The sequence below is a fragment of the Stenotrophomonas sp. STEN038 genome (assembly GCF_056759895.1).
The window spans coordinates 1-21,115 of record NZ_JBRRDW010000029.1; the positions used below are offsets into that span (position 1 = coordinate 1).

The 21,115-nt window shown below is 63.3% G+C and carries 19 protein-coding genes; 8 read left to right on the plus strand and 11 right to left on the minus strand.

Annotation, left to right across the window (positions count from 1 at the left end):
* Positions 1–37: 37 nt before the first annotated feature.
* Both ACVOLS_RS12940 and ACVOLS_RS12945 read right to left on the minus strand, forming a co-directional pair.
* Positions 38–943, minus strand: coding sequence for a HamA C-terminal domain-containing protein (locus ACVOLS_RS12940; RefSeq protein WP_481545918.1), 906 nt, complete (start codon positions 941–943; stop codon positions 38–40).
* A 307-nt stretch (positions 944–1,250) separates the two neighbouring features.
* Complete coding sequence (locus ACVOLS_RS12945; protein WP_481545919.1) at positions 1,251–1,577, minus strand: DUF2834 domain-containing protein; 327 nt, start codon at positions 1,575–1,577, stop codon at positions 1,251–1,253.
* 267 nt (positions 1,578–1,844) lie between these two features.
* Here ACVOLS_RS12945 and ACVOLS_RS12950 point away from each other — a divergent pair, with 267 nt between their 5' ends.
* Complete coding sequence (locus tag ACVOLS_RS12950) at positions 1,845–3,212, plus strand: alpha/beta hydrolase (protein ID WP_481545920.1); 1,368 nt, start codon at positions 1,845–1,847, stop codon at positions 3,210–3,212.
* 127 nt (positions 3,213–3,339) lie between these two features.
* On the opposite strand, the gene ACVOLS_RS12955 is transcribed toward ACVOLS_RS12950, so the two are convergent.
* The 5 genes from ACVOLS_RS12955 to cyoA all read right to left on the minus strand — a co-directional run bounded on the left by ACVOLS_RS12955 (position 3,340) and on the right by cyoA (position 7,938).
* Complete coding sequence (locus ACVOLS_RS12955) at positions 3,340–4,014, minus strand: SCO family protein (RefSeq protein WP_481545921.1); 675 nt, start codon at positions 4,012–4,014, stop codon at positions 3,340–3,342.
* A 75-nt stretch (positions 4,015–4,089) separates the two neighbouring features.
* Positions 4,090–4,422, minus strand: a complete 333-nt coding sequence (gene cyoD / locus ACVOLS_RS12960) for a cytochrome o ubiquinol oxidase subunit IV (protein ID WP_057627619.1) — start codon at positions 4,420–4,422, stop codon at positions 4,090–4,092.
* A 2-nt stretch (positions 4,423–4,424) separates the two neighbouring features.
* Positions 4,425–5,054 (minus strand): cytochrome o ubiquinol oxidase subunit III, encoded by a 630-nt coding sequence (gene cyoC, locus ACVOLS_RS12965; RefSeq protein ID WP_282271767.1) that lies wholly within the window; start codon positions 5,052–5,054, stop codon positions 4,425–4,427.
* Positions 5,051–7,033 (minus strand): cytochrome o ubiquinol oxidase subunit I, encoded by a 1,983-nt coding sequence (cyoB, locus tag ACVOLS_RS12970; RefSeq protein WP_481545922.1) that lies wholly within the window; start codon positions 7,031–7,033, stop codon positions 5,051–5,053. Before cyoB ends, cyoC begins: the two co-directional genes overlap by 4 nt.
* A gap of 5 nt (positions 7,034–7,038) precedes the next feature.
* Entirely contained in the window at positions 7,039–7,938 is a 900-nt protein-coding gene (gene cyoA, locus ACVOLS_RS12975) for a ubiquinol oxidase subunit II (protein WP_481545923.1), read from the minus strand.
* A 182-nt stretch (positions 7,939–8,120) separates the two neighbouring features.
* On the opposite strand from cyoA, the gene ACVOLS_RS12980 reads away from it, so the two are divergent.
* From ACVOLS_RS12980 to ACVOLS_RS12995, 4 genes are all read left to right on the plus strand, one after another.
* Positions 8,121–9,533, plus strand: a complete 1,413-nt coding sequence (locus ACVOLS_RS12980) for an aminotransferase-like domain-containing protein (protein WP_481545924.1) — start codon at positions 8,121–8,123, stop codon at positions 9,531–9,533.
* A gap of 54 nt (positions 9,534–9,587) precedes the next feature.
* Positions 9,588–9,866 carry a hypothetical protein gene (locus ACVOLS_RS12985; RefSeq protein ID WP_481545925.1) on the plus strand — a complete coding sequence of 93 codons (279 nt, stop codon included), beginning with the start codon at positions 9,588–9,590 and terminating at the stop codon, positions 9,864–9,866.
* Entirely contained in the window at positions 9,863–10,468 is a 606-nt protein-coding gene (locus ACVOLS_RS12990; protein ID WP_481545926.1) for a DUF6436 domain-containing protein, read from the plus strand. Before ACVOLS_RS12985 ends, ACVOLS_RS12990 begins: the two co-directional genes overlap by 4 nt.
* 198 nt (positions 10,469–10,666) lie before the next feature.
* Positions 10,667–12,025 (plus strand): aminotransferase-like domain-containing protein, encoded by a 1,359-nt coding sequence (locus ACVOLS_RS12995; protein ID WP_481545927.1) that lies wholly within the window; start codon positions 10,667–10,669, stop codon positions 12,023–12,025.
* Positions 12,026–12,306: 281 nt separating this feature from the next.
* Here ACVOLS_RS12995 and ACVOLS_RS13000 read toward each other — a convergent pair whose 3' ends face one another.
* The 4 genes from ACVOLS_RS13000 to ACVOLS_RS13015 all read right to left on the minus strand — a co-directional run bounded on the left by ACVOLS_RS13000 (position 12,307) and on the right by ACVOLS_RS13015 (position 16,836).
* Positions 12,307–13,968 carry a glycoside hydrolase family 43 protein gene (locus tag ACVOLS_RS13000; protein WP_481545928.1) on the minus strand — a complete coding sequence of 554 codons (1,662 nt, stop codon included), beginning with the start codon at positions 13,966–13,968 and terminating at the stop codon, positions 12,307–12,309.
* A 140-nt stretch (positions 13,969–14,108) separates the two neighbouring features.
* The gene (locus ACVOLS_RS13005; protein WP_481545929.1) at positions 14,109–14,525 is read right to left on the minus strand and encodes an H-NS histone family protein; all 417 of its coding nucleotides are present in this window, start codon (positions 14,523–14,525) and stop codon (positions 14,109–14,111) included.
* A gap of 309 nt (positions 14,526–14,834) precedes the next feature.
* Positions 14,835–15,575, minus strand: coding sequence for a GntR family transcriptional regulator (locus ACVOLS_RS13010; protein WP_481545930.1), 741 nt, complete (start codon positions 15,573–15,575; stop codon positions 14,835–14,837).
* Between the two features lie 16 nt (positions 15,576–15,591).
* Positions 15,592–16,836 (minus strand): acetyl-CoA hydrolase/transferase family protein, encoded by a 1,245-nt coding sequence (locus tag ACVOLS_RS13015; protein ID WP_481545931.1) that lies wholly within the window; start codon positions 16,834–16,836, stop codon positions 15,592–15,594.
* 135 nt (positions 16,837–16,971) lie between these two features.
* Here ACVOLS_RS13015 and ACVOLS_RS13020 point away from each other — a divergent pair, with 135 nt between their 5' ends.
* The 3 genes from ACVOLS_RS13020 to ACVOLS_RS13030 are packed head-to-tail and all read left to right on the plus strand — an operon-like array spanning position 16,972 to position 21,115.
* Complete coding sequence (locus ACVOLS_RS13020; protein ID WP_481545932.1) at positions 16,972–18,330, plus strand: MmgE/PrpD family protein; 1,359 nt, start codon at positions 16,972–16,974, stop codon at positions 18,328–18,330.
* Entirely contained in the window at positions 18,330–19,721 is a 1,392-nt protein-coding gene (locus ACVOLS_RS13025; protein WP_481545933.1) for an MmgE/PrpD family protein, read from the plus strand. Before ACVOLS_RS13020 ends, ACVOLS_RS13025 begins: the two co-directional genes overlap by 1 nt.
* Positions 19,718–21,115, plus strand: a complete 1,398-nt coding sequence (locus tag ACVOLS_RS13030; protein WP_481545934.1) for a phenylacetate--CoA ligase family protein — start codon at positions 19,718–19,720, stop codon at positions 21,113–21,115. The genes ACVOLS_RS13025 and ACVOLS_RS13030 overlap by 4 nt, the downstream gene beginning before the upstream one ends.

Genomic DNA, 21,115 nt, shown 5'->3' on the forward strand with positions numbered 1-21,115 from the left:
TACAATCCAACACGCCGCCACAGCCATCTAGGCGGGGTCAGTCCTGACGAGTTCGAGGCAGCGCATCGCCACCCTCGGTCAGGTGTCCACTAAATCCTGGGAACTCCAGTTCGCCAATACGATTGATCCAACCGCTAAGTGCTTTGCGGGAGGCCTCGACGATCTCCTCAGTAACCGCCTTCGCCCCGTCTTTTGGGTAGAACGGTGCATCGAAGCCGACAAGGGCCACGCCGCAATATTGAACTCGCTTAGACATGACGGATGACTTGTCAAAGTACTTTTTGAGTGCATCGGTGAGTGCCGGATTGCTAAGGTCGGCGTTATCGCTAAGGAGCATCAGATCGCGTTCCCGCCCAGCTTCCTCGTGTTCAGGCTCGATCAGAAAGGGGGAGAGGGAATTAAGACAGTCGCGAATCGCAGCGCTCGCATCCGCGTAAATCTTTGATTCACCCCAGTAGAGCTTTAAATTGCCCTCCGCTGTCACTCCCGCGTACACCCCATCCGCGCCATGATAGTGCATACGTGTGTCCGTCTTTAGATCCATCTTGCAAAGAATCTGTGGCAGCTTGAGAAAGCGCTCCGCCAGCAGGAATAGCAGCATCTCTCCGCCCTCCCCGGTGGTCGCCAAATCAGTAAACGAGCGCTTGGCCCGCTCGACTAGTTCAGCGACGGCCTCGGTGCTGTTGAATCTGTTGTCTCGCGCTTTTGCGTCGGCGAGCTTCGAGCGCGGGATTGCATAATCCACCACGGCGTTTCGCATGAACTCTGCCACTCGATGAGTTTGAACGCGGCCATTTCCATCCACTGATAGGCAGTGGCAGTGAATCTTGACCAAATGCCCATCAATAGGTACGTCACGCTCTACAAGCGTCAGGTGAACCTCAAGTGCTTCCGGGTTTCCCGTCAGAGCAGATTCGAGATCGGCAGGGGTGATGATCGACAAGCAGCCTCCATTCCATATCGTCCACCCATCTGCCTTCAGATGGCATAACGAGATCACAATGTAACTGGCTTCACCACGGTAGTGAATAGGGCACGCCTCAGTAGGGATTCTCAAGCGGCCGTTTCGGGTCGGAAGGAGGCGGTGGTCTGAGTGCGTTGCTACAAGGTTCTCTTACGTTTCTGCATGTTCCCTGTCTTGCCTTTGGAATTCGACGCCAGCCGGGTGTTTTCGAGAACATTTGTAGTCCAATCGAGCGGTTCTGTGAGTTGGACTGGTGGTTGCCGCCCTTATTTCTGGCCCGCACGCTCTATGAGGTCTCTTTCTTCATTTTTGCGAAATGCCGTTCCCTGAGATAAAGGAAAAAAGGTAGTGCCAAGGACGGACCAATCGCGATGCTGGACAGCGGTATCCATAGATGGTGCATCCCCAGTCGTCGCCCCTCGACGCAAATGAGCGTAATGGTCGCGAGCCCAGAGATAAGCACATCTGCCCAAGCGAATGCGGCGATGTTGCTGGAAGTCGCCTGCTGCAGCAGGAGTGGCACATTGAGGCCGTTGGCGGAAAGCCACGGCAGAAACTGGGCGAGGGGCAGGGCGGTGCCTGCTATGCAGAGAAGTAGGTAAACAAACCGCATGTTGCTCTCCGGCTGATTCGATGGGTTGTCTCTGGCGTGGATTATCGCTTGGACCAAGGAATCTTTGGCCTTGTTGAGCGGGAATCCGAGGGATGGCAGTGGGATTGAAGAATTCCGCTTCGGTATTCTGCCCGGAGCTCGTAAGAGCGAGGCGCCAACTTGCGGCAAGTTATTTCTCTCATCGTTCCGCAGCCCATTACCGATGGACATTCCCGCCACCCCAACACACTGGCATTCTGTCGCCTGCTCATCAGGGGATGAAAGTCGATGTTTCGATCTGTTGTTCTTGCGGCTGCACTATTTGCAGCCCTTCCCGCGCGTGCGGAGCTGGCTTTCGAGGCGCCGGTGGCCTGCGCCGATGCGGATTCGTCTCCTGAGCTGAAAGGCAGCCTTTGTGTCACCACCCATGTTCCGCTGCGGCATGCGTCGCCGGCCGATGGTTCGCTGAAGCTGTTCGTGCGCTGGTTTCCTGCCGAGACGGTGGAGCGGCGTGGGGATGTCTGGTTGTTGGCCGGTGGGCCTGGTGAGTCCGGGGCGTCCTTGTATCCGGTGGTTGCGACCTTCCGGCGTGCGTTTCCCGGTTATGACCTGGTGATTCCGGACCACCGTGGCGTGGGCCGGTCGGAGCGCATCTGCCCGGTGCAGGAGGCGGCGGACAGCGCCGATGGTGTTGCGCTGGCCGGGGACGAGTGGGGTGGCTGCATTGGTGCGATGTATGCGGATGCGGCGCGCACGCAGGCGTTCTCGGTGACCGAGTCGGCGCAGGATCTTGCGCTGCTGATGTCGCGCTATCGCGGCAGCGGGCCGACCTATCTGTACGGGGTGTCGTATGGCACGCAGCTGGCCTTGCGTGCGCTGCAGGTGGCGCCGATGTCGCTGGACGGTTTGATCCTGGATGGGCTGGTGCCGCTGGAGACCACCGAGCAGTGGGATCTGAGCCGGCGCACGGCGCTGGTGGATGCAGTGGGGCGTGCGGTGCTGGGCGAGCAGAAGGTGGCGGTCTATCAGCGTGTGCTGGCCGCTGCGCCGACGGCGTCGTGGAAGGACGCGGTGCCGGGTGGAGATCTGCGCCGGCTGTTGGGCTCGCTGCTGAACTTCCCTGCGCTGCGTGCGCGTATTCCCGCCATCGTTGATGGGCTGGTGGTGGACGATACGTCCGCGCTGCTGGCGGCGGTGGCGGAGTTGAGGACGGCGATGGCAGCGATGGGGCAGGGCGGTAACAACCAGCCTTCGTTGCCGCTGGTGATGTTGATCTCGGCATCGGAAAACAATGCGCGGCCGGGGCTTACGCGCGAGCTGGTGGAGCAGGAGGCTGCTGGGGCCTTGTTTGTCAGCGCAATCCCGGGGTTTCTGGTGGAGGCGCCTGTGCCTGCTTATGTCAGGGATGCTTGGTTTGGGAAGTCGCCCGCTGCGTTACCCAGGACCTTGGTTGTGCATGGGACCTTGGATCCGAATACGGCGTATGCGGGGGCGGTGGAGCATGCGGCTGTGCTGGGGAAGGCTGGGGAGGTGAGTTTCAGTACGGTGGAGGGTGGGGCGCATTTGCTGTCTTACTTTGCGCCTGGGTGTTTTGTTGAGGCGGTTGGGGTTTTTGTTGGGGGTGGGGAGGTTGGGGGTGGGTGTGTTGAGCGGTGAGTTGGTTGGGTTTTAGGGCTGAGTTTGGTTGGGGGGCTGGAGGTTTGGGGTTGGTGGTTTTGTTCTGCCCTCACCCCAACCCCTCTCCCGCTTGCGGGAGAGGGGCTTGGATCGCATGGGTTTGGGGCTATCCGGTTGCGTCACAGATTGCTGGGTTGGGGCGTGTTGGCTCCAGCGTTAGTCGCTGCACATCCGAGAACAACTGCTCCACCGGCATGCCGTACGGCGCGAACAAGCGCAGCCGTCCTTCGCGGTCGAATACATAGCCGCCTGCGGTGTGGCTCATCGAGTAGGCGCCGGGGTGCTTGCCTTCTTCGCGGTCGTAGAAGGCTTTGAAGGATGCTGCCATTGCAGCCAGTTGCGCATCGTCACCAACCAGCGCAGTCGCAGTTGGGTCAAACGCTTTCACGTAAGTCTCGGCAACAGCAGGTGTGTCGCGGGCCGGGTCCACGGTGACGAAGATCACCTGCAGTTTGTCGGCGTCCGAGCCCATCAGGTGCTTCACGCGGTTCAACTCCACCATGGTGGTGGGGCATACGTCGGGGCAGCTGGTGAAGCCGAAGAAGAGATACGTCACTTTGCCGTTGAGGTCGGCCGGGCTGCGGCTTACGCCTGTGCTGTCGGGCATCGTCCATTGGCGGCCGAGTGCTTCGCAGGCGATGTCCTTGCCGTAGAAATCCACCTTGGGCTTTGCGGCGCAGGCGACCAGCAGCAGGGTGGCTGCGCTTATCGCGATGGTGGACAGGTGCAGTTTGCGGGCCAGTGCGGTGAGGCCGGTGGCGGGGGTGTTGGTGCGGGACATGGCTATGGTCGATGAAGGACGGACAGCCGAACTACATGCGACGGGCCGGCATGGTGTGCCGGCCCGTTGCGTGCGTCAGTTGACCATCATGTGGAAGTGCATGCTCCAGATGATCCAGATGGAGAGCGCTACCACGATGAAAAGAATGACCAGGGTGAAAACAAAACTGGCCAGGTTCCAGCCGCCCTCCGAGGAGCGGTTCATGTGCAGGAAGTACACCAGCTGCACGATGATCTGCACGACGGCAAAGCCGACCAGCAGGGCCATCGTCAGTGGCCGCGACAGCGTCGGGTTCATCACCAGCATGAAGGGGATGACGGTGAGTACGGCGCAGATCACGAAGCCGATCAGGTAGGACTTGGTGGAGCCATGTCCGCTGCCGGCGCGAGAGGTGTCGTTGTCGGACATGGTCAGAACACTCCAATCAGATAGACAAAGGTGAAGACGCAGATCCAGACCAGGTCCAGAAAGTGCCAGAACAGACTCAGGCAGGAGATGCGGGTGACGTTGGTCGGGGTGAGGCCGCGACGCTTCACCTGGTGCATCACCACCGCCATCCAGATCAGGCCGCTGGCCACGTGCAGGCCGTGCGTGCCAACCAGTGCGAAGAACGCGGACAGGTAGGCGCTGGTGGTGGGGCCGGCGCCGATGTGAATGAGGTGGTTGAACTCATACACTTCCATGCCGATGAAGCCGGCACCGAGTGCGAAGGTCACACCCAGCCAGGTCAGCACCGCGCGCTTGTCCTGGCGGTGCATCGCCAGCACCGCCTGGCCGTAGGTGATGCTGGACACCAGCAGCAGGAAGGTCTCCACCAGCACGAACGGCAGCGAGAACAGCTCGGCACCGGTCGGGCCGCCTGCATACGCGTTGCTGAGCACCGCGTAGGAGGCGAACAGCGAGCCGAACAGCACCAGGTCCGACATGAGGTAGACCCACATGCCGAAGACCTTCATGCCGCCCTGGTCGTGGCCATGGTCGTCATGGCTGTGCTCGGCCGCCTGTGCGTTGTCTACGGCGACGTTGGACATGATGTTCATGCAATCACCCTGTGCTGCTTGAGCTTGTTCTGGTGTTGGTTCTCGATGGCGGCCACTTCTTCGGCGCTGACGTAGTAGTCCACGTCCTCGTCGTAGGAACGCACGATCAAGGTGACGATCATCGCCACGAAGCTCGCACCGGCCAGCCACCAGATGTGCCAGATCAAGGCGAAGCACAGCGCCAGGATCCAGATGTTGAGGATCAGCGGCACGCCGGTGTTACGCGGCATGTGGATCGGCGCGTAGTGCTTGGGCGGCTTGGGCAGGCCTTCCTTCTTGGCTTCGTGGAAAGCGTCCAAGGTGTCGGCCTTGGGCACCACTGCGAAGTTGTAGAAAGGCGGCGGCGAAGGCGTCTGCCATTCCAGCGTGCGTGCATTCCACGGGTCGCCGGTGATGTCCTGGTTCTGCTTGCGGTCGCGGACGCTGACGTAGATCTGCACCAGCATCAGCACGATGCCTGCGAACACGAACAGTGCGCCGACGAAGGCGGCAATCAGGTAGGGCGTCCACGCCGGGTTGTCGTACTGGTTCATGCGCCGGGTCATGCCCATGAAGCCGAGCATGTACAGCGGCATGAAGGCCAGGTAGAAACCGATGATCCAGCAGGCGAACGACCACTTGCCCAGGCGTTCGTTGAGGGTGAAGCCGAACACCTTCGGGAACCAGTAGACGAAGCCGGCCAGGTAGCCGAACAGCGCGCCACCGATGATGGTGTTGTGGAAGTGGGCGACCAGGAACAGGCTGTTGTGCAGCAGGAAGTCCGCGCCCGGGATGGCCAGCAGCACGCCGGTCATGCCGCCGATGGTGAAGGTGACCAGGAAGGCGATGGTCCACAGCATCGGCACGCTGAACTCGACGCGGCCGCCGTACATGGTGAACAACCAGGTGAAGATTTTCACGCCGGTCGGAATTGCGATGATCATCGTCATGATGCCGAAGAAGGCATTGACGCTGGCACCGGAGCCCATGGTGAAGAAGTGGTGCAGCCACACCACGAACGACAGGATGCCGATCGCCAGCGTTGCACCCACCATCGACTTGTAGCCGAACAGCTTCTTGCGCGAGAACGTGGCGGTGATCTCGGAGAAGATACCGAACGCCGGCAATACCAGGATGTACACCTCCGGGTGGCCCCAGGCCCACACCAGGTTGACGTACATCATCGGGTTGCCACCCAGGTCATTGGTGTAGAAGTTGAAGTCCAGGTAGCGGTCCAGGGTGAGCGCGCCGAGGGCGACGGTCAGGATCGGGAACGCAGCGATGATGATCACGCTGGTGACCAGCACGGTCCAAGTGAACACCGGCATCTTCATCAAGGTCATGCCCGGCGCACGCATGCGCAGGATGGTGATGAACAGGTTGACGCCGGTCAGCAATGTGCCGACACCGGAGGCCTGCAGTGCCCAGATGTAGTAGTCAACACCTACCCCTGGACTGAACTCGATGCCTGACAACGGCGGGTACGCCACCCAGCCGGTCATCGCGAATTCGCCAAGGCCCAGCGAGATCATCATCAGCGCAGCGCCGACCACGAAGATCCAGAAGCTGAAGGCATTGAGGAAGGGGAAGGCCATGTCGCGCGCGCCGATCTGCAACGGCACCACGATGTTCATCAGGCCCACCACGAACGGTGTGGCCACGAAGAAGATCATGATCACGCCATGCGCGGTGAAGATCTGGTCGTAGTGTTCCGGTGGCAGAAAGCCATCGCTACCCGGGCCGGCCGCAGCCAGCTGCGCGCGCATCATCAGTGCATCGGCAAAACCGCGCACCAACATCACCAGCGCCACCACGATGTACATGATGCCGATCTTCTTGTGGTCAACCGTGGTGAACCAGTCGCGCCACAGCACGCCCCACAACTTGAAATAGGTGACGGCGGCGAGCAATGCGATGCCGCCAAGCACCATGCCCGCCAATGTCACCACGACGATCGGGTCGTGCAACGGCACGGCGTCCCACGTCAACTTACCGAACATGCTCATTACTCCTGGGAGGCCTTGGGTTCTGCGTTGTGGCCGGACGTGGCCGCGGTGTTCTCACCCACGCCGATGAACTGGTCGATGACCTTCTTGAACAGCAGCGGCTCGACGCTGGCGAAGTGGCGCACCGGTTCCTTGCGGGTTGGTGCGGCCAGGCGCTTGAATTCGTCGAAGTTCAGTTGATCCGGCGACTGCCGCACCTGCGCAACCCAGTCATCGAACTGCGGCTGGCTCATCGCGGTGGCGACGAACTTCATGTTGGAGAAACCATGGCCGCTGTAATTGCCCGACATGCCGTCGAACTTGCCTTGCTCGTTCGCCACCAGATGCAGCTGCGTGCGCATGCCGGCCATCGCATAGATCTGCCCACCCAGCTGCGGGATGAAGAAGGTATTCATCGTCGAGTTGGAGGTGATGTCGAAGGCCAGCTGCTGCCCGGCCGGGAAGTTGAGCTGGTTGACCGTGGCGATGCCCAGGTCCGGGTAGACGAACACCCACTTCCAGTCGGTGGCGATCACTTCCACATGCAGCGGCTCGCCGGGAATATCCAGCGGCTTGTAAGGGTCAAGCTCGTGGGTGGATTTCCACACGATCACGGCGAGCACGGCGACGATGATCAGGGGCACGCCCCAGACCACGATTTCCACCTTGGTGGAGTGCGCCCAATCGGGCATGTACCTGGCCTTGGTATTGCCGGAGCGGTAGCGCCAGGCAAACACGAAGGTCAGCACGATGGCCGGTATCACCACGATCAGCATCAGGGCGATGCAGATGATAATCAGGTCGCGCTGGGCAATGCCCACGTCGCCCTTGGAGTCCAGTAGTACCCAGTTGCAGCCAGACAGGCCCACGCATGCCAAAGCGGCCAGCGCTGGGCGGATGCGTTTCCAGCAGATATTCATTGAAGGTCGACCCTGTTGAAGGAGCTCTTGAGCGGGGACCGCCGATGCCCGGCGCATGGGCCGGGAGCGGCTACACTGTCCGTACGGCGGTGCCTACAAAAGGATTGCCGATCCAGTCAAGTCCATACAAGATACATCATTGTATGGGTTGGTGCACGTACAAAGCAGGGAAGGTTCACCCGATGCAGCAGCCAGCCGCAGGCCGACGCCTGAAAAAGCCCAACCGGACCTGGGTCCGTCCCTTCGCCGAGGGCAGCGGTCCGCTCTACCTGCAGATCGCCCAGCAGGTACGCGATGCCGTGGACGATGGCGTGCTGCAGCCCGGCGACCGGCTGCCGCCGCAGCGCGACCTGGCCCAGCTGATGGGCGTGGACCTGACCACCGTCACCCGTGCCTACGCCGAGCTGCGCCAGTCCGATCTGCTCGATGCGCAGGGCGCCGGCGGCACCTTCATCGCCATGTCCGCCGGCAACAGCGCCACCTCGGTGGACCTGAGCATGAACATCCCGCCGCTGCTGGGCAGCAGCCCGTTCGCGCAGAGCATGGAGCGCGGCTTCCAGCAGCTCAGCCAGCAGCTGGGGCAGGGCGAGTTGATGAGTTACCACGTCGGCGCCGGCTCCCGCGATGACCGTGCCGCTGCCGTGCAGTGGCTGGCGCCGATCCTGGGCAGCGTCTCCGCCGAGCGGGTGGTGATCTGCCCAGGCGCGCAGGCCGCGCTATGCGCCATCGTGCTGGCCAAGACCCAGCCGGGTGACCTGATCGCCGCCGAACAGCTCACCTATCCGGGCCTGCTGGCCGCCGCACGTGTGCTGCAGCGGGGCATCGTCTCCATCGCCATGGACGCCGAAGGCATGCTGCCGGACGCGCTGGAAGCGGCCTGCCAGCAGCGCAAGCCGGCCCTGATCTACCTGATCCCGACCATCCAGAACCCGACCACCGCGACCATGTCGCAGCCCCGCCGTGCCGCCATTCTGGCCATTGCACGCCGCCATGGCGTGGCGGTGGTGGAGGACGATCCGTACTGGCTGCTGGCCGCCGACGCGGCACCGCCGCTGGCGGTGGATAGCCACCCGGACGCGCCGGTCTACTACGTTTCCACCCTGTCCAAGTGCCTGGCCCCGGGCCTGCGCACCGCCTATCTGGTGGTGCCGCCGGGCGAGCCGATGGAGCCGATGCTGGACGCCCTGCGTTCGATCGCGCTGATGCCGACCCAGTCGATGGTGGCGGTGGCCTCGCACTGGATCCGCAGCGGCCAGGCCGATGAGATGGTGCGCCGCTTCCAGCAGGAGCTGCGCCAGCGCCAGCAGATTGCCGCGCGCATCCTGCCCACGCCCTATCAGGCGCATCCGTCCGGCCTGCATGTGTGGTTGCCGCTGCCGCCGCGGCTGGACCAGTACCGGCTGATCCAGGCCGCGCAGGCGCAAGGCCTGGGCATCGCCAGCTCGGAGGCCTTCAGCATCGAGGAGCAGGCTGGCAATGCCATCCGCCTGTCGCTGGGCGGGGCGGTGGACCAGCACAGCCTGGCGGCGGCGTTGACCAAGCTCACCGAGGTCATCTCGGCTGCGCCTGAGACGCGGACGCAGGCGATCGTTTAACCGCGCTCCGGTCATATCCATACAAAAGTGATACATTTCATATCTTGTATGGATATGCGGGTAACTGCTGTGCGTCGGGACAAGCTGAAGTTTCATCTGGTGATGCTGGGCTGCGCCGGTTTCGTGGTGCTGGCGCTGGCGTCGTTGGTCTATGTCTGCTCGCGGCCGCAGACCGCCGATGTGCAGGCCAGTGAGCGCGCGGCCATCGAGCAGTGCCTGCAGCGCAGCCGCGCGCCGGAGCGCACCGAGATCTACCGCCGCGCCCAGGCCGATTCCTGCGCCGAGATGCTGGAACAGTACGAGTACAAGTTCGGCGCGGACACCGCCTCGTGAGCCCGCCCAACGGCGCATCACCGCGCCGGCGCGGGATGCGGTTGTGGATCGCAGCGGGCTGCGTGTTGATGGCCGGTATCGCGATAGCGCTATGGCAGTACTTCGGCCTCAGTGAGCAGGCCACGTTCGCCGAGCAGGCCATCGTATTCGACGACACCCAACTCAAGCTGCCGCCGGAACTGGCTGGCGCCAACGGACGCATCCGCGTCGTGCATTTCTGGGACCCGGCCTGCAAGGTCTGCAACCGCGAAACCGGCGCGCATCTGAGTTATCTGATCAGCATGTATCGCCGCGCCAACATCGATTTCTACGCGGTGCGCCGCCCGGGCACCACAGGTGAGTTGCCCGAGTATCTGCGTGGTCGTCTGACGGAACTGCCGACGATTGAAGGCGCCGAACATATCCCGGCCAGCCCTGCGGTTGCGATCTGGGATCGGCAAGGGCATCTGGCCTACGCAGGCCCCTACAGCATCGGCATGGTCTGCAATTCGGCCAATAGTTTTGTCGAGCCGATACTCGACAAGCTGGTCGATGGACAGACCGTGCGCCCGCGTGGACTGCTGGCGGTGGGCTGTTACTGCCCTTGGCAAAGCAAGTCTTGAACCACTGCTGATGAATCTGCATGCGCGCCAGCGTGCGAGGACGTTTTGTCCGCGCACAAAAAACAGCGGGCACCCGCTCCAACCGACCGATGGTTGTGAGCAGGCACCCGCCGCTGAAGCAAACAATACGTGGCTACATCGTCCATACATGGTGCGACAGGATGTCGCAGTTTTTTGCGGAAAACACGGGGTTTGGCGATGAACTGGATGGACAGCGCGCTGCGCAGCAATGGTCCGATCTACCTGCGCATCGTCAACAGCATCGAGCGCAGCATGAACACCGGCGAGCTGGTACCCGGTCATCGCCTGCCATCGCAACGCGCATTGGCCAAGCAGCTCGGAATCGACCTGACCACGGTGACGCGCGCCTTCGATGAAGCACGCCGACGCGGCCTGATCGAAGCGCGCGGTCCGCAGGGCAGTTTCATCGCACCGCCGAAAGCCGCCTTCGGCCAACCGGTGGACCTGAGCATGAACGTGCCGCCGGTGCCGGATGCCTTGGCTTTGAACGATGCCTTGCGCCGCGGTGCAGCCGCCGTGCTTGCACGCAGCAATGCGCCCAACCTGATGACGTATCACCTCGCCGGTGGCAGCCCGACCGACAGGCATGCAGCGATCAGCTGGTTGCAGCCGATGCTGGGTGATGTTTCCGATACGGGTTTGGTGGTTGCAGAGGGCGCGCAGTCGGCCTTGGCCTCGATCCTGATCAGCCAGACCCAGGAAGGCGAGGTGATTCTTTGCGATCACCTTGTGTATCCCGGCTTGCTGCAGGCGGCACGATCATTGGGGCGACGCTTGCTGCCGGTCAATGGTGATGCGGAAGGGATGTGCCCGGAGGCGTTGGAGCGCACCTCGCGGCAGAGTGGCGCGCGCGTGGTTTACCTCAACCCCACCTGCAACAACCCGACGGCGCTGACGATTCCATCGCAGCGTCGCGTTGAGCTGGCACGTGTGCTGCAGCGGCTGGATCTGCTGGCGATCGAGGACGATCCGTATTGGCATCACGCTGTGGAAAAGCCAACGCCAATTGCGGCGTTGGCACCGGCACATGTGTATTACGTATCGACCTTGTCGAAGGCGATCAGTCCCGGTCTGCGTACTGCGTTCGTACGTTGTCCGTCGGAGCGGCACGCGGAAGATTTGGCGACAGCCTTGCGGTCGATCTGCTTGATGGGCCATCCACTGGTGATGGCGCTGGTGAGCCAACTGCTGCTGGATGGATCAGCGAATGGCTTGTTGAATCAGGTACTGGCGGAAGCACGCGAGCGCACCGCGCTGGCTGCACACCTGCTGGTGCCATCATTGAACGTGCAGGCGGCTGGATTGCATGCGTGGTGTAGCGTACCCGAGCCGTGGACCGATGCAGGTTTTGTGCGCGCCGCCCAGCTGCAGGGTCTGGCTATCTCGCCGTCATCGGCATTCAGGCCGGACGGCGCACAACGCAGCCGCGGCTTCCGCCTGTCACTGGGGCAGGCAGGCAATAGGCGCCAACTGCAAAGCGCCTTGCGCCGCATCAACCAACTGGTAGATGCCCCAGATTCAAGCAACGCGGCATGAACCCGTAGTGCCGAGCCATGCTCGGCAGGGGCACTACAAGCAATGCAGCGACTGTAGTGCCGAGCCATGCTCGGCAGAGGCCTTACAAGCAATGCAGCAACTGTAGTGCCGAGCCATGCTCGGCAGAGGCCTTGCAAGCAATGCTGCAGGAACGGCATAAGCCGCGAAGCTGGCAATGCATCAACCGCAGATCAACCGCGAACAGCACCCCTCCCCAACCCTCCCCTTGCCTGCGGCAAAGGGAGGGGGCAGAAGCGCGCTGCGGTCAGTTCCAGTTCTGCTCACCGCTTCAATGCGTACGCACCAAACGTGCTGCCGATGAATCCACCTGCGGTGTCGGTACTGAGCAGGCTGGCATCAAGCGCTTCGCCTATGCGCTGCCATTGCCCGGGTTGTGGCGAGAACCACGCCTGCGCGCGTGCGCCATCCAGGGTGAATCGCAGGCCCGTATTATCGCCAGCGCCGCTTAGATTCTTCTGCGCCAGCAGCGTCCCTGTCTCCGGCGAATCCTTGCCGGCGCGCAGGTACAGAACTACCCGGCGCGTACCGTTGCTGGCTTCAACGCCCAGCACATAGTGATACCGCTCGTTCTGCAGCCAGGCCAATCCCGCCAACTCTCCATCAGCCACAGACGCAGCCGACAACTGCATATCCAGGGTCGCGCGATGGTGCTGAAGGCGATGTCCCAGATAGTGGGCCTGTTCTTCAGCACCCTCGGCGCCCAGCGGCGTCGTGCCGGCTTGCAGCTTCAATCCTCCAGCGCCTGTGTTGAACCATGCGCGCTTCGGTGGATGCAGGGTCAGCCATTGTGGTGGCAGCTTCGCGCCGCTGAATTTTTCCGTCCAGGTGGATACAGCGCTATCGGTGACGGTCTCATTCGCGCCGGCAATCTGCGGACGCGGCAGCTGCAGCGGTACTTCGGCGCCGCGCGGCAGCACCTGCGGCCAGCCTTCGTGCCATTGCACCGGCAGCAGGAAGGTTTCACGGCCTAGATTGTATTGATTGCCACGGTAGGGGCGGGTGGCGAGGAATACCGCCCACCAGTTGCCGTCGGCCAACTGCACGAACTGCGCATGTCCGGCCGAGGTCACCGGGCTGGCGCGTTTGGGATCAAGATCGCGCTGGGTCAGCACCGGGTTGTTGGAGCCTGCCTGATACGGACCCGTCAGGCTGCGGCTGCGCCAGATCATCTGCGCATGCTGTTCGCCGGTGCCGCCTTCGGCGGCGGTCAGGTAGTACCAGCCGTCGTGCTTGAAGATATGCGGGCCTTCGATGTGCTCGGGCTTGCTGGCCGGGTTGGCGCCGCCATCCACCAGCAGGCGCCGCTCACCAATGGCTTTTCCGCTGGCCAGGTCAATCTGTTGCAGCCAGATAGCGCGGTGGCCGTCGTAGCGCAGTTCGCCATCGGGCACGTCGTTGTGCACGACCCAACTACTGCCATCGGCATCGAAGAACAGGGAAGGATCGATGCCGCGCACCTGCAGCCAGACCGGGTCCGACCATGCCCCGGCCGGATTGTCGGCGTGGATCAGGAAGTTGCCGCCGTCGCAGTAGAAACAGGTGTTGACGATGTAGAAGCGGCCGTCCTTGTGGCTGATCGAGGCAGCGAACAGGCCGCGGGTGAGCTCGTCCTTGCCGTAGTTGATCTGGCTGGGGCGGTCGATGGCATTGCCGATCTGTGTCCAGTTCACCAGGTCGCGGCTGTGGTGGATCGGCAGGCCGGGGAAATAGCCGAACGTGGAGTTGACCAGATAGAAGTCATCGCCAGCGCGCACGATCGACGGGTCCGGGTAGAAGCCGGGCAGGATCGGGTTGCGGTAATTGCCGGTCGCCAACGGCGCATGCCGGTCGTTGCCCTGGTAGCTGATCGAGTGCACCAGCACTTCGGCATTGCTGACCGGTGCCAGCAGGCAGAGCAACATCCACAGCAGGCGACTACGCATGGGCGGCTTTGTCCAAGCTTGGAGAAGCCTTGGAATCTAGCAGTTAAGGAGCAAAACCGGAGCAAAACCGGGGTCAGAGTGGGGTTTCGGTACGAAACCCCACTCTGACCCCGGTTTTGACCCGGTTTTGCCGTTCTGACTCAGCCGGGCTTGAACAGCTTGCGCTTGCCGGTGAGTACCTTTTCCTTCGGGGTGAGCTTGGCCACGCCGGGGATCAGGAAGTCGGTGGCGGTCTGCCCGAAGCGGATCTTGGAGGCCAGCCAGAGCGGCATCTTGCCGCGGCCGGTCCAGGTGTTCCAACGATTCTCGGGATCACGGTACTTCGGCTTGACCTTCGGCCCTTTGCGCTTGCCTGGCTTGCTCTTGGCGGCGACGGCATCCGCGCCCGGGCCGAACAGTTCCTCGATCGTATAACCGGTCTGCTTGGCCAATGCGGTGAGTTTGCGCCTGACCTTTTCCGCAGGTTGACGTTGGGTGAGCGCTTTGTGCCTGTCCTGTGCGGCGCGGATGAGAGTGTTGAGCTCTCGAAGATCAAGCGGGGTAAGGTCGATACTCATGGCGTAAGCGTCAGTTCTTGGCTCCGGGGTGTCAAGCCGCTGCTGCAGATGGCGGGCGCTGACTGCGCAGTGGTTGAGCGCTGGATTGCCGTCAAAGGGCGGGCGATTGGGCGGGCCGGGGCGGGTGTAGCGCGGGTAAGCGCAGCGCACCCGGGCCGTTGGCGGGTGCTCCGAAGCCTCCGCGGTGCGGTTTTCCGGTGCACTGTGCTTACCCGGGCTACCTCATTGGTGGCGAGGGCACATAAAGAAACCCGATGGCCGCGGTCTGGCATCGGGTTTCGGTTGACTCAACTGCGAGTTTGGCTTTGATCAGCGGTGATTGCGCGAAAGCACCATCGAGTAGGCAAACCGGCCCGGCGGGTGCAGGCTGGTCGCGACCAGCAGCAGGCGGCCGTTGGCATCGCGGTAACGGCGCTGCACGCGCATCGCCGGCTCGCTCTTCTTGATGTCGAGCAGCTTGGCGTCGCCGGTATCAAAGGACGCCGCATCGAATACCTGTTCCACCCGCGACAGCTTGGTCGGGTCGAGGAACTTGGCCAGCGCACGCGCAGCGCCGGCCACTTCCAGCAGTTTCTCGGTGGGCACGCCCGTGCGCACCGGGATCAGCATCTCGGTGACGGCGATCGGCTCGCGGGTCTGTTCTTCCAGGCGCAGGCAGTGCAGGCGCAGGTATTCCTTGCCTTCGTGGATGTCCAGGCGCTGTGCCATCAACGGATCGGCCAGCTTGCGCTCGGCTTCCAGCACCTGCAGGCGGGTGCTGTTGCCGTATTGCATCAGCAGGTCGACGGTGTCGATCTCGTGCTCGTAACGCATTGCCGAGTTCTGCGCGATCACCCGCGTGCCAGCGCCGGGCCGGCGCTGCACCAGGCCGGCGCTGATCAACTGCGCCAAGGCCGCGCGTGCGGTGTGGCGGCTGACGCTGAAGCGTTCGCACAGCTCCAGTTCGGTGGGTAGCAAGGTACCAACGGCGTACTCGCCCTTCTCGATTGCCGCCTGCAGTAGATCGCCCAGTTCGGCATAGCGGGGCTTGCTGCGTCGCGTACCAGTCATATGTACAGATCCTTGTTCAAAGTCTGAGCGAGAGTTCCTGCCAGCTGCGCTGCAGGGGTTCACGGTGTTCGGGTGCGGCGATGGCGATCAGGGCCTGGGCCCGTGCATGGACGTCGAGGTGGCGTAGATCGGCTACGCCATGTTCGCTGACGATGCAGTCGGCATCTACGCGGGTAAGGCTTACGGGACCGGTGGGTAGCATCGGCACGATCCTGCTTTCGCCCTTCGGGGTACTGGCAGGGAGTGCAATGATGCCGCGACCAGCGGTCGATTGGCGAGCGCCTTGCAGGAAATCAGGCAGGCCGCCCACGCCACTCAGTTGGCGGCCAGACAGGAACTCACCGTTCACCTGACCCAGCAGATCCACAGATAGCGCGCTGTTGATGGCGGTCAGGCGCGGGATACCGCCCAGTACGTTGTGGTCGTGGGTGTGGCCAACCTCGCGGAAGCTGATGCTGCGCGGGGCGATGTCATACAACGCCTGTGTACCCAGCGCCACACCAGCCACCACCGCGTCCGGCGCCGCCGAGAGTGCGCCGGATTCGAGCAGGCCAAGCAGCCCGTCGGAGACCATGCCGCTGTGGATGCGCAGATTGCGCCGCTCGCGTACCGCGCGCAGCACGGCTGACTGCAATCGGCCCAGGCCGAGCTGCAGGGTCGCGCCGTCTTCTACCAGGGTAGCAACCTGCGCGGCCACGGCATCCATGGCGCCATCGGCAGGCGGATCGGGAATAGCCAGCAGCGGTGCGTCCTGCTCGATGGCTGCGGTAATCCGCGACAAGGGGATCGACGGCCCGCGCGTGCGCGGCATGCGCGGGTTGATATGCGCCAGGATGCGGGTCGCGCGTGGCCAGGCCGCCGGGGTGAAGTCACAGGCAATGCCCAGCGAGCAGTTGCCGTCCTCGTCCGGCGGTGCCACCTGCACCAGCACGGTGTCGAAGGCCACGCTTTCGCGCAGCCAGCGCCAGGTGGCGGTATAGGTCATCGGCAGGTAGTCAACGCGGCCATCCAGCCACGAGCTGCGCAGATCGCCGCTCAGGAAGATCGTGCGCTGGCGGGCCTGCGGGTGCAGCGCGGCAAAGTCGAAGGTGTTGACGGTGGGGATGTGCACGCCGGTGAAGCGCAGCCCGCCGCAGCGCTCGGCGCCAGCGCGCAGCCAGTGTTCGAACAGCAGGGAATGGCCGGCACAGCCGGGCGCGAAGATGTCGGGTCCCTGCGCGAGGTAGTCGAAGAAAGTGTCGGCATCCAGAATTCGGGGCATGGGGCTGATTGCGGCGTTCGGGAGTCGGATCATATGATATGTCCGGACAAAGTCGGTTATGCTCTTTTCACGCGGTTGCCGTTCCCACCATCCCGAACCCGCTGTTGCGGGCCTGCACCGAGACCTCATCGCGCGATGACCACGCCTGCTGCCAGCCTTACCGAACAGCTAGCCCAGCGCCTGCAACGGCCGGTGGATAACGCTGCCCGCCAACGCGCCGCGTTCCTGTTGGTGGATTGGCTGGGTTGCGCTTTGGCCGCCTTGCGCTCCCCGATTGCGACGCAGCTGCGTGCGGTGGTGCAGGCACAGGCCAGCGGCAATGTGGTCGCCCTGGGCGCTGGCCGGCGCAGTGCCGCCGATGCTTTGCTGCTCAATGCCGCGCTCGGTAATGTGCTGGAAATGGACGATGTGCACCGCGCTGCCATCCTGCATCCCGGCCCGGTCGTCATCCCGGTCGCGCTGGCTGCGGCGCAGGCCGAAGGCGCGGATGCGACGGTGCTGCTAGACGCCATCGTGCGCGGCTATGAAGCCACCATCCGTGTCGGTCGTGCGCTGGGCAAGGCGCATTACCGCTATTGGCATCCCACCTCGACCGCTGGCGCCTTTGGTGCGGCGGCTGCGGCGGCATCAGTACTGAACCTGCCTGCTGAATCGCTGGCCGATGCGCTGGGCAATGCCGGCAGTCGCACCGGCGGGCTGTGGCAGATGCGCCACGAGCCGGTGCCGACCAAGTCATTGCATAACGCCGAAGCCGCACGCAGTGGCTGGCTGGCGGCGCAGTTGGCGCTGGCGGGCATGCGTGGGCCGCGCAGGATACTGGAAGGTGAGCAGGGTCTGTTTGCCGCCACTGCGCCGGATGCCGTGCCGGAACTGGTGGTTGCCGATGAAGACGACTGGCTGGTCCACAGCACCAGCCTGAAGCCGTGGCCGGCCTGCCGGCATGCGCATCCGGCCATCGATGCGATGCTGGAAGCGGTGGCGCAGCTCGATCCCACTGACGTCGCGCAGATTGAACGCATCGAAGTGCGCACCTATGCCGAGGCCATGCGCTTCTGCGACCGCGCCCAGCCACAGACCGAGCTGGAGGCCAAATTCAGCCTGCAGCACGCGCTGGCCTCGATCGTGGTCAATGGCCGGCCGCAACTTGCGCACTACACCGCCGAAGCCTGCAGCGATGCTGAGCTGGCGCCGTGGCGACAGCGTATCGCGTTGATCGAGGATGCAGCCTGCAGCCAGCGTTTCCCAGCGCACTACGGCGCCAGCGTGCAGCTGTGGCTGGCCGATGGCCGCAGCGTGCAGGCCGAGCGCATCGATGCCTGGGGTGACCCGGAATGCCCGATGTCGGCCGAGGATGTGCTGGCCAAGGCGCTGGCCCTGGCGCAATGGGGGGGCGTATCCGCAGGCTTGGCGCAACCCCTCTTTGGGCAGGTGCAGGCGCTGGCCAATGGCGGCAGTCTGGACGCTTTGAACGCCATGTTGGCGCGGGTGGCCTGATGCGATTGACTGAAGCGCTGTTGCAGCATGCGCGCACGCTGCGTTTTGAAGACCTCTCCGCCGAGGCGGTCGCGGCCACGAAGGTGTTCGTGATGGATTCGGCGGCCGTGGGGCTTTCTGGCTCCGGTCCGCAGGTGCCGCTGACCCAAACCGTTCGACGCAGTGCCGCCAGCTACGGCAGCGGCAATGCCGCGCGTGTGTGGGTGACCGGCGAAGCCTTGCCGGCGGCCAGCGCGGCGATGGTCAACGGCTACCAGATCCACAGCCAGGAATTTGATTGCGTGCATATGCCGGCGGTGGTGCATCCGCTGGCGGTGATTCAATCGGCCTTGATTGCCGCCGCTGAGCAGCGCGCAAACGTCGATGGCGTGGCGGTCGATGGCAAGGCATTGATCGCGGCGCTCAATGTGGCGGTCGATGTAGCTACGTTGATTGGCATCAGTGGCCGCGCACCGATGCGCTTTTTCCGCCCGTCGATGTGTGGCGCGCTGGGCGCAGCTGCAGGCATCGCTCATCTGCACGGCGCCGACGAAGAATTGCTGCGTCGCGCGCTCGGCCTGACCTATAGCCACCTGTCCGGCACCATGCAGGCGCATGTGGAAGGCTCGCCGACCTTGGCGCTGCAGGTTGCGCTGAATTCGCGCGCAGCCCTGACCTGCTGGGAACTCGCGCGCAATGGCTTCCCCGCGCCGCGTGAGATGTTGGAAGGTCCCTTCGGCTATCTGCCGCTGATCGAGGGCGAGTTCGATACCGCTCCATCGCTGCAGAAGCTGACTGAGCGCGAAGCGCAGATACTCACCGTAAGCCACAAAGTATTCCCCACCGGCGGCGCCGCGCATGCCGCACAGGACATGCTGATGGAGCTGCGCCAGCAGCACGGCCTGAAGCTGGACAACGTCGCCAGCATCGAACTGCAGGCGCCGCCGCTGGTGCGCCGCTTGGTCGGCCGCAGCTATCAGCTCGCAATGGAAACCAGCTACGCAAGGCTTTGCCTGCCGTTCCTGCTCGGCACTGTGTTGCTGGATGGCAAGGTCGGCTTGTCCGCCTATGCGTCGGACAAGCTCGCCGATGCGCAGCTGGCCGCGTTCGCCAACCAGGTCAGCCTGGTGCCTAACGACTGCGACGATCCCAACGCACTGGTGCCGCAATCGATGACGGTCACCCTGCACGACGGTCGCGTCCTGCACAACCACCGCGATGCCGCGATCGGTTCACCGCAACGGCCGCTGTCGCGTGCCCAGCAACTGGAAAAGTTCCACCACTGCCTTGACCACGCCACGCGTCCCTTCGATGCCGGCCACCGTGCTGCCCTGATCTCCCACTTCGACCATCTGCAGGACATCGATGATGTCAGGCAGCTGGTCGACCTGCTGATTGTCGAGACCCCATGACCTACGCCACTTATTTCGAATCCTTCGATGTCAAGGAGCTGCTCAAGCAGTTCCCGCTGGACCAGGCCTTTACCGACAAGTTCAAGACCATCAGCCGCGAGGAACTGCGCGCCGAGCAGAACGCAATGTTCCTGCGTTGCGTGGCCCGCGCGTGGCAGATTCCGTTCTATCAGCGCCTGTGGGGCAATGCAGGCATCAAGCCTGAAGATATCCAGAGCCTGGATGACATCAGCAAGCTGCCGGTATTCGGCAAGCACGAGATCATGGCCTCGGTCGAAGCCAATCCGCCGCTGGGCGATTTCCACGGCTGGCAGGACGGCACCGAGGCCGGCAACAAACCACTGGTCTTCCACACCACTTCCGGTACCACCGGTCGCCCGCAGCCGCTGGTGTTCTCGCCGCATTCGCGCGAAGTGCAGAGCCTGCTGCTTGCCCGCCTGTACCGCTGGCAGGGCATGCAGCCCGGCGACGTGGTGCACTCGGTGTATGGCCACGGCATGATCAACGGCGGCCATTACGTGCGCGAAGCGGTGACGCATTACACGCAGGCGCTGTTCTGCTCGGCCGGTACCGGCATCGAGATGCGCTCGGCGCAGCAGGTGCAGTTGATGAAGAACATGGGCGCCAACGTCATCGTTGGCTTCGCCGACTACATCAAGAAGCTGGCCGACGTGGCCCGCGAGAACGGCCTGGTGCCGGGCAAGGACATCCCGGTGCGGATGATCTGCGGCCACCTCGGCCGTGAGTCGCGCGAGTCGCTGTCGGCAGCCTGGGGCGGCGTTGAGTTGTACGACTGGTACGGCGTGGGCGATACCGGCGCGATTGCCGGGCAGGGCCCGGACCAGGACGGTCTGTACCTGATGGAAGACGCGCAATACGTCGAAATCCTCGACGTGGACAGCGGTGAACTGGTCGCCGATGGCGAAACCGGCGACATGGTGGTCACCTGTCTGTACAAGGACGACATCTACCCGATCATCCGCTTCAACACCCACGACGTGACCCGCGTGCTGACCACGCCCTCGCCGCTGGGCATGAACCTGCGCCGCATCGAGGGCTTCCTCGGCCGCAGCGACAACATGGTCAAGATCCGCGGCATCAATGTGTTCCCGCAGGCGATGGCGCCGGTGTTGGAAGAACATGCATCGTTCGCCGGTGAGTTCATCTGCGTCGCCAGCCGCGACGAAGGTGGTCGCGATGATCTGGCCGTGCACGTGGAAACCCGTGGTGCACTGGATGACGCACAGTTGGCCGCTGAGTTCGCCGCGTTGCTGCGCCAGCGCCTCGGTGTTGAAATGAGCATCGTGCTGGCCGCACCGGGCGAACTGGCCGCATTGACCGGTATCGAAGTACGGCAGAAGCCGGTGCGTCTGATCGACAAACGTTTCGCTTGA

Excerpts from the sequence above, each read along its gene's own strand:
- ACVOLS_RS12945 (WP_481545919.1), bottom strand. The coding sequence starts at position 1,577 with ATGCGGTTTGTTTACCTACTTCTCTGCATAGCAGGCACCGCCCTGCCC.
- ACVOLS_RS12950 (WP_481545920.1), top strand. The coding sequence starts at position 1,845 with ATGTTTCGATCTGTTGTTCTTGCGGCTGCACTATTTGCAGCCCTTCCC.
- ACVOLS_RS12955 (WP_481545921.1), bottom strand. The coding sequence starts at position 4,014 with ATGTCCCGCACCAACACCCCCGCCACCGGCCTCACCGCACTGGCCCGC.
- cyoD (WP_057627619.1), bottom strand. The coding sequence starts at position 4,422 with ATGTCCGACAACGACACCTCTCGCGCCGGCAGCGGACATGGCTCCACC.
- cyoC (WP_282271767.1), bottom strand. The coding sequence starts at position 5,054 with ATGAACATCATGTCCAACGTCGCCGTAGACAACGCACAGGCGGCCGAG.
- cyoB (WP_481545922.1), bottom strand. The coding sequence starts at position 7,033 with ATGTTCGGTAAGTTGACGTGGGACGCCGTGCCGTTGCACGACCCGATC.
- cyoA (WP_481545923.1), bottom strand. The coding sequence starts at position 7,938 with ATGAATATCTGCTGGAAACGCATCCGCCCAGCGCTGGCCGCTTTGGCA.
- ACVOLS_RS12980 (WP_481545924.1), top strand. The coding sequence starts at position 8,121 with ATGCAGCAGCCAGCCGCAGGCCGACGCCTGAAAAAGCCCAACCGGACC.
- ACVOLS_RS12985 (WP_481545925.1), top strand. The coding sequence starts at position 9,588 with ATGCGGGTAACTGCTGTGCGTCGGGACAAGCTGAAGTTTCATCTGGTG.
- ACVOLS_RS12995 (WP_481545927.1), top strand. The coding sequence starts at position 10,667 with ATGAACTGGATGGACAGCGCGCTGCGCAGCAATGGTCCGATCTACCTG.
- ACVOLS_RS13000 (WP_481545928.1), bottom strand. The coding sequence starts at position 13,968 with ATGCGTAGTCGCCTGCTGTGGATGTTGCTCTGCCTGCTGGCACCGGTC.
- ACVOLS_RS13005 (WP_481545929.1), bottom strand. The coding sequence starts at position 14,525 with ATGAGTATCGACCTTACCCCGCTTGATCTTCGAGAGCTCAACACTCTC.
- ACVOLS_RS13010 (WP_481545930.1), bottom strand. The coding sequence starts at position 15,575 with ATGACTGGTACGCGACGCAGCAAGCCCCGCTATGCCGAACTGGGCGAT.
- ACVOLS_RS13015 (WP_481545931.1), bottom strand. The coding sequence starts at position 16,836 with ATGCCCCGAATTCTGGATGCCGACACTTTCTTCGACTACCTCGCGCAG.
- ACVOLS_RS13020 (WP_481545932.1), top strand. The coding sequence starts at position 16,972 with ATGACCACGCCTGCTGCCAGCCTTACCGAACAGCTAGCCCAGCGCCTG.
- ACVOLS_RS13025 (WP_481545933.1), top strand. The coding sequence starts at position 18,330 with ATGCGATTGACTGAAGCGCTGTTGCAGCATGCGCGCACGCTGCGTTTT.
- ACVOLS_RS13030 (WP_481545934.1), top strand. The coding sequence starts at position 19,718 with ATGACCTACGCCACTTATTTCGAATCCTTCGATGTCAAGGAGCTGCTC.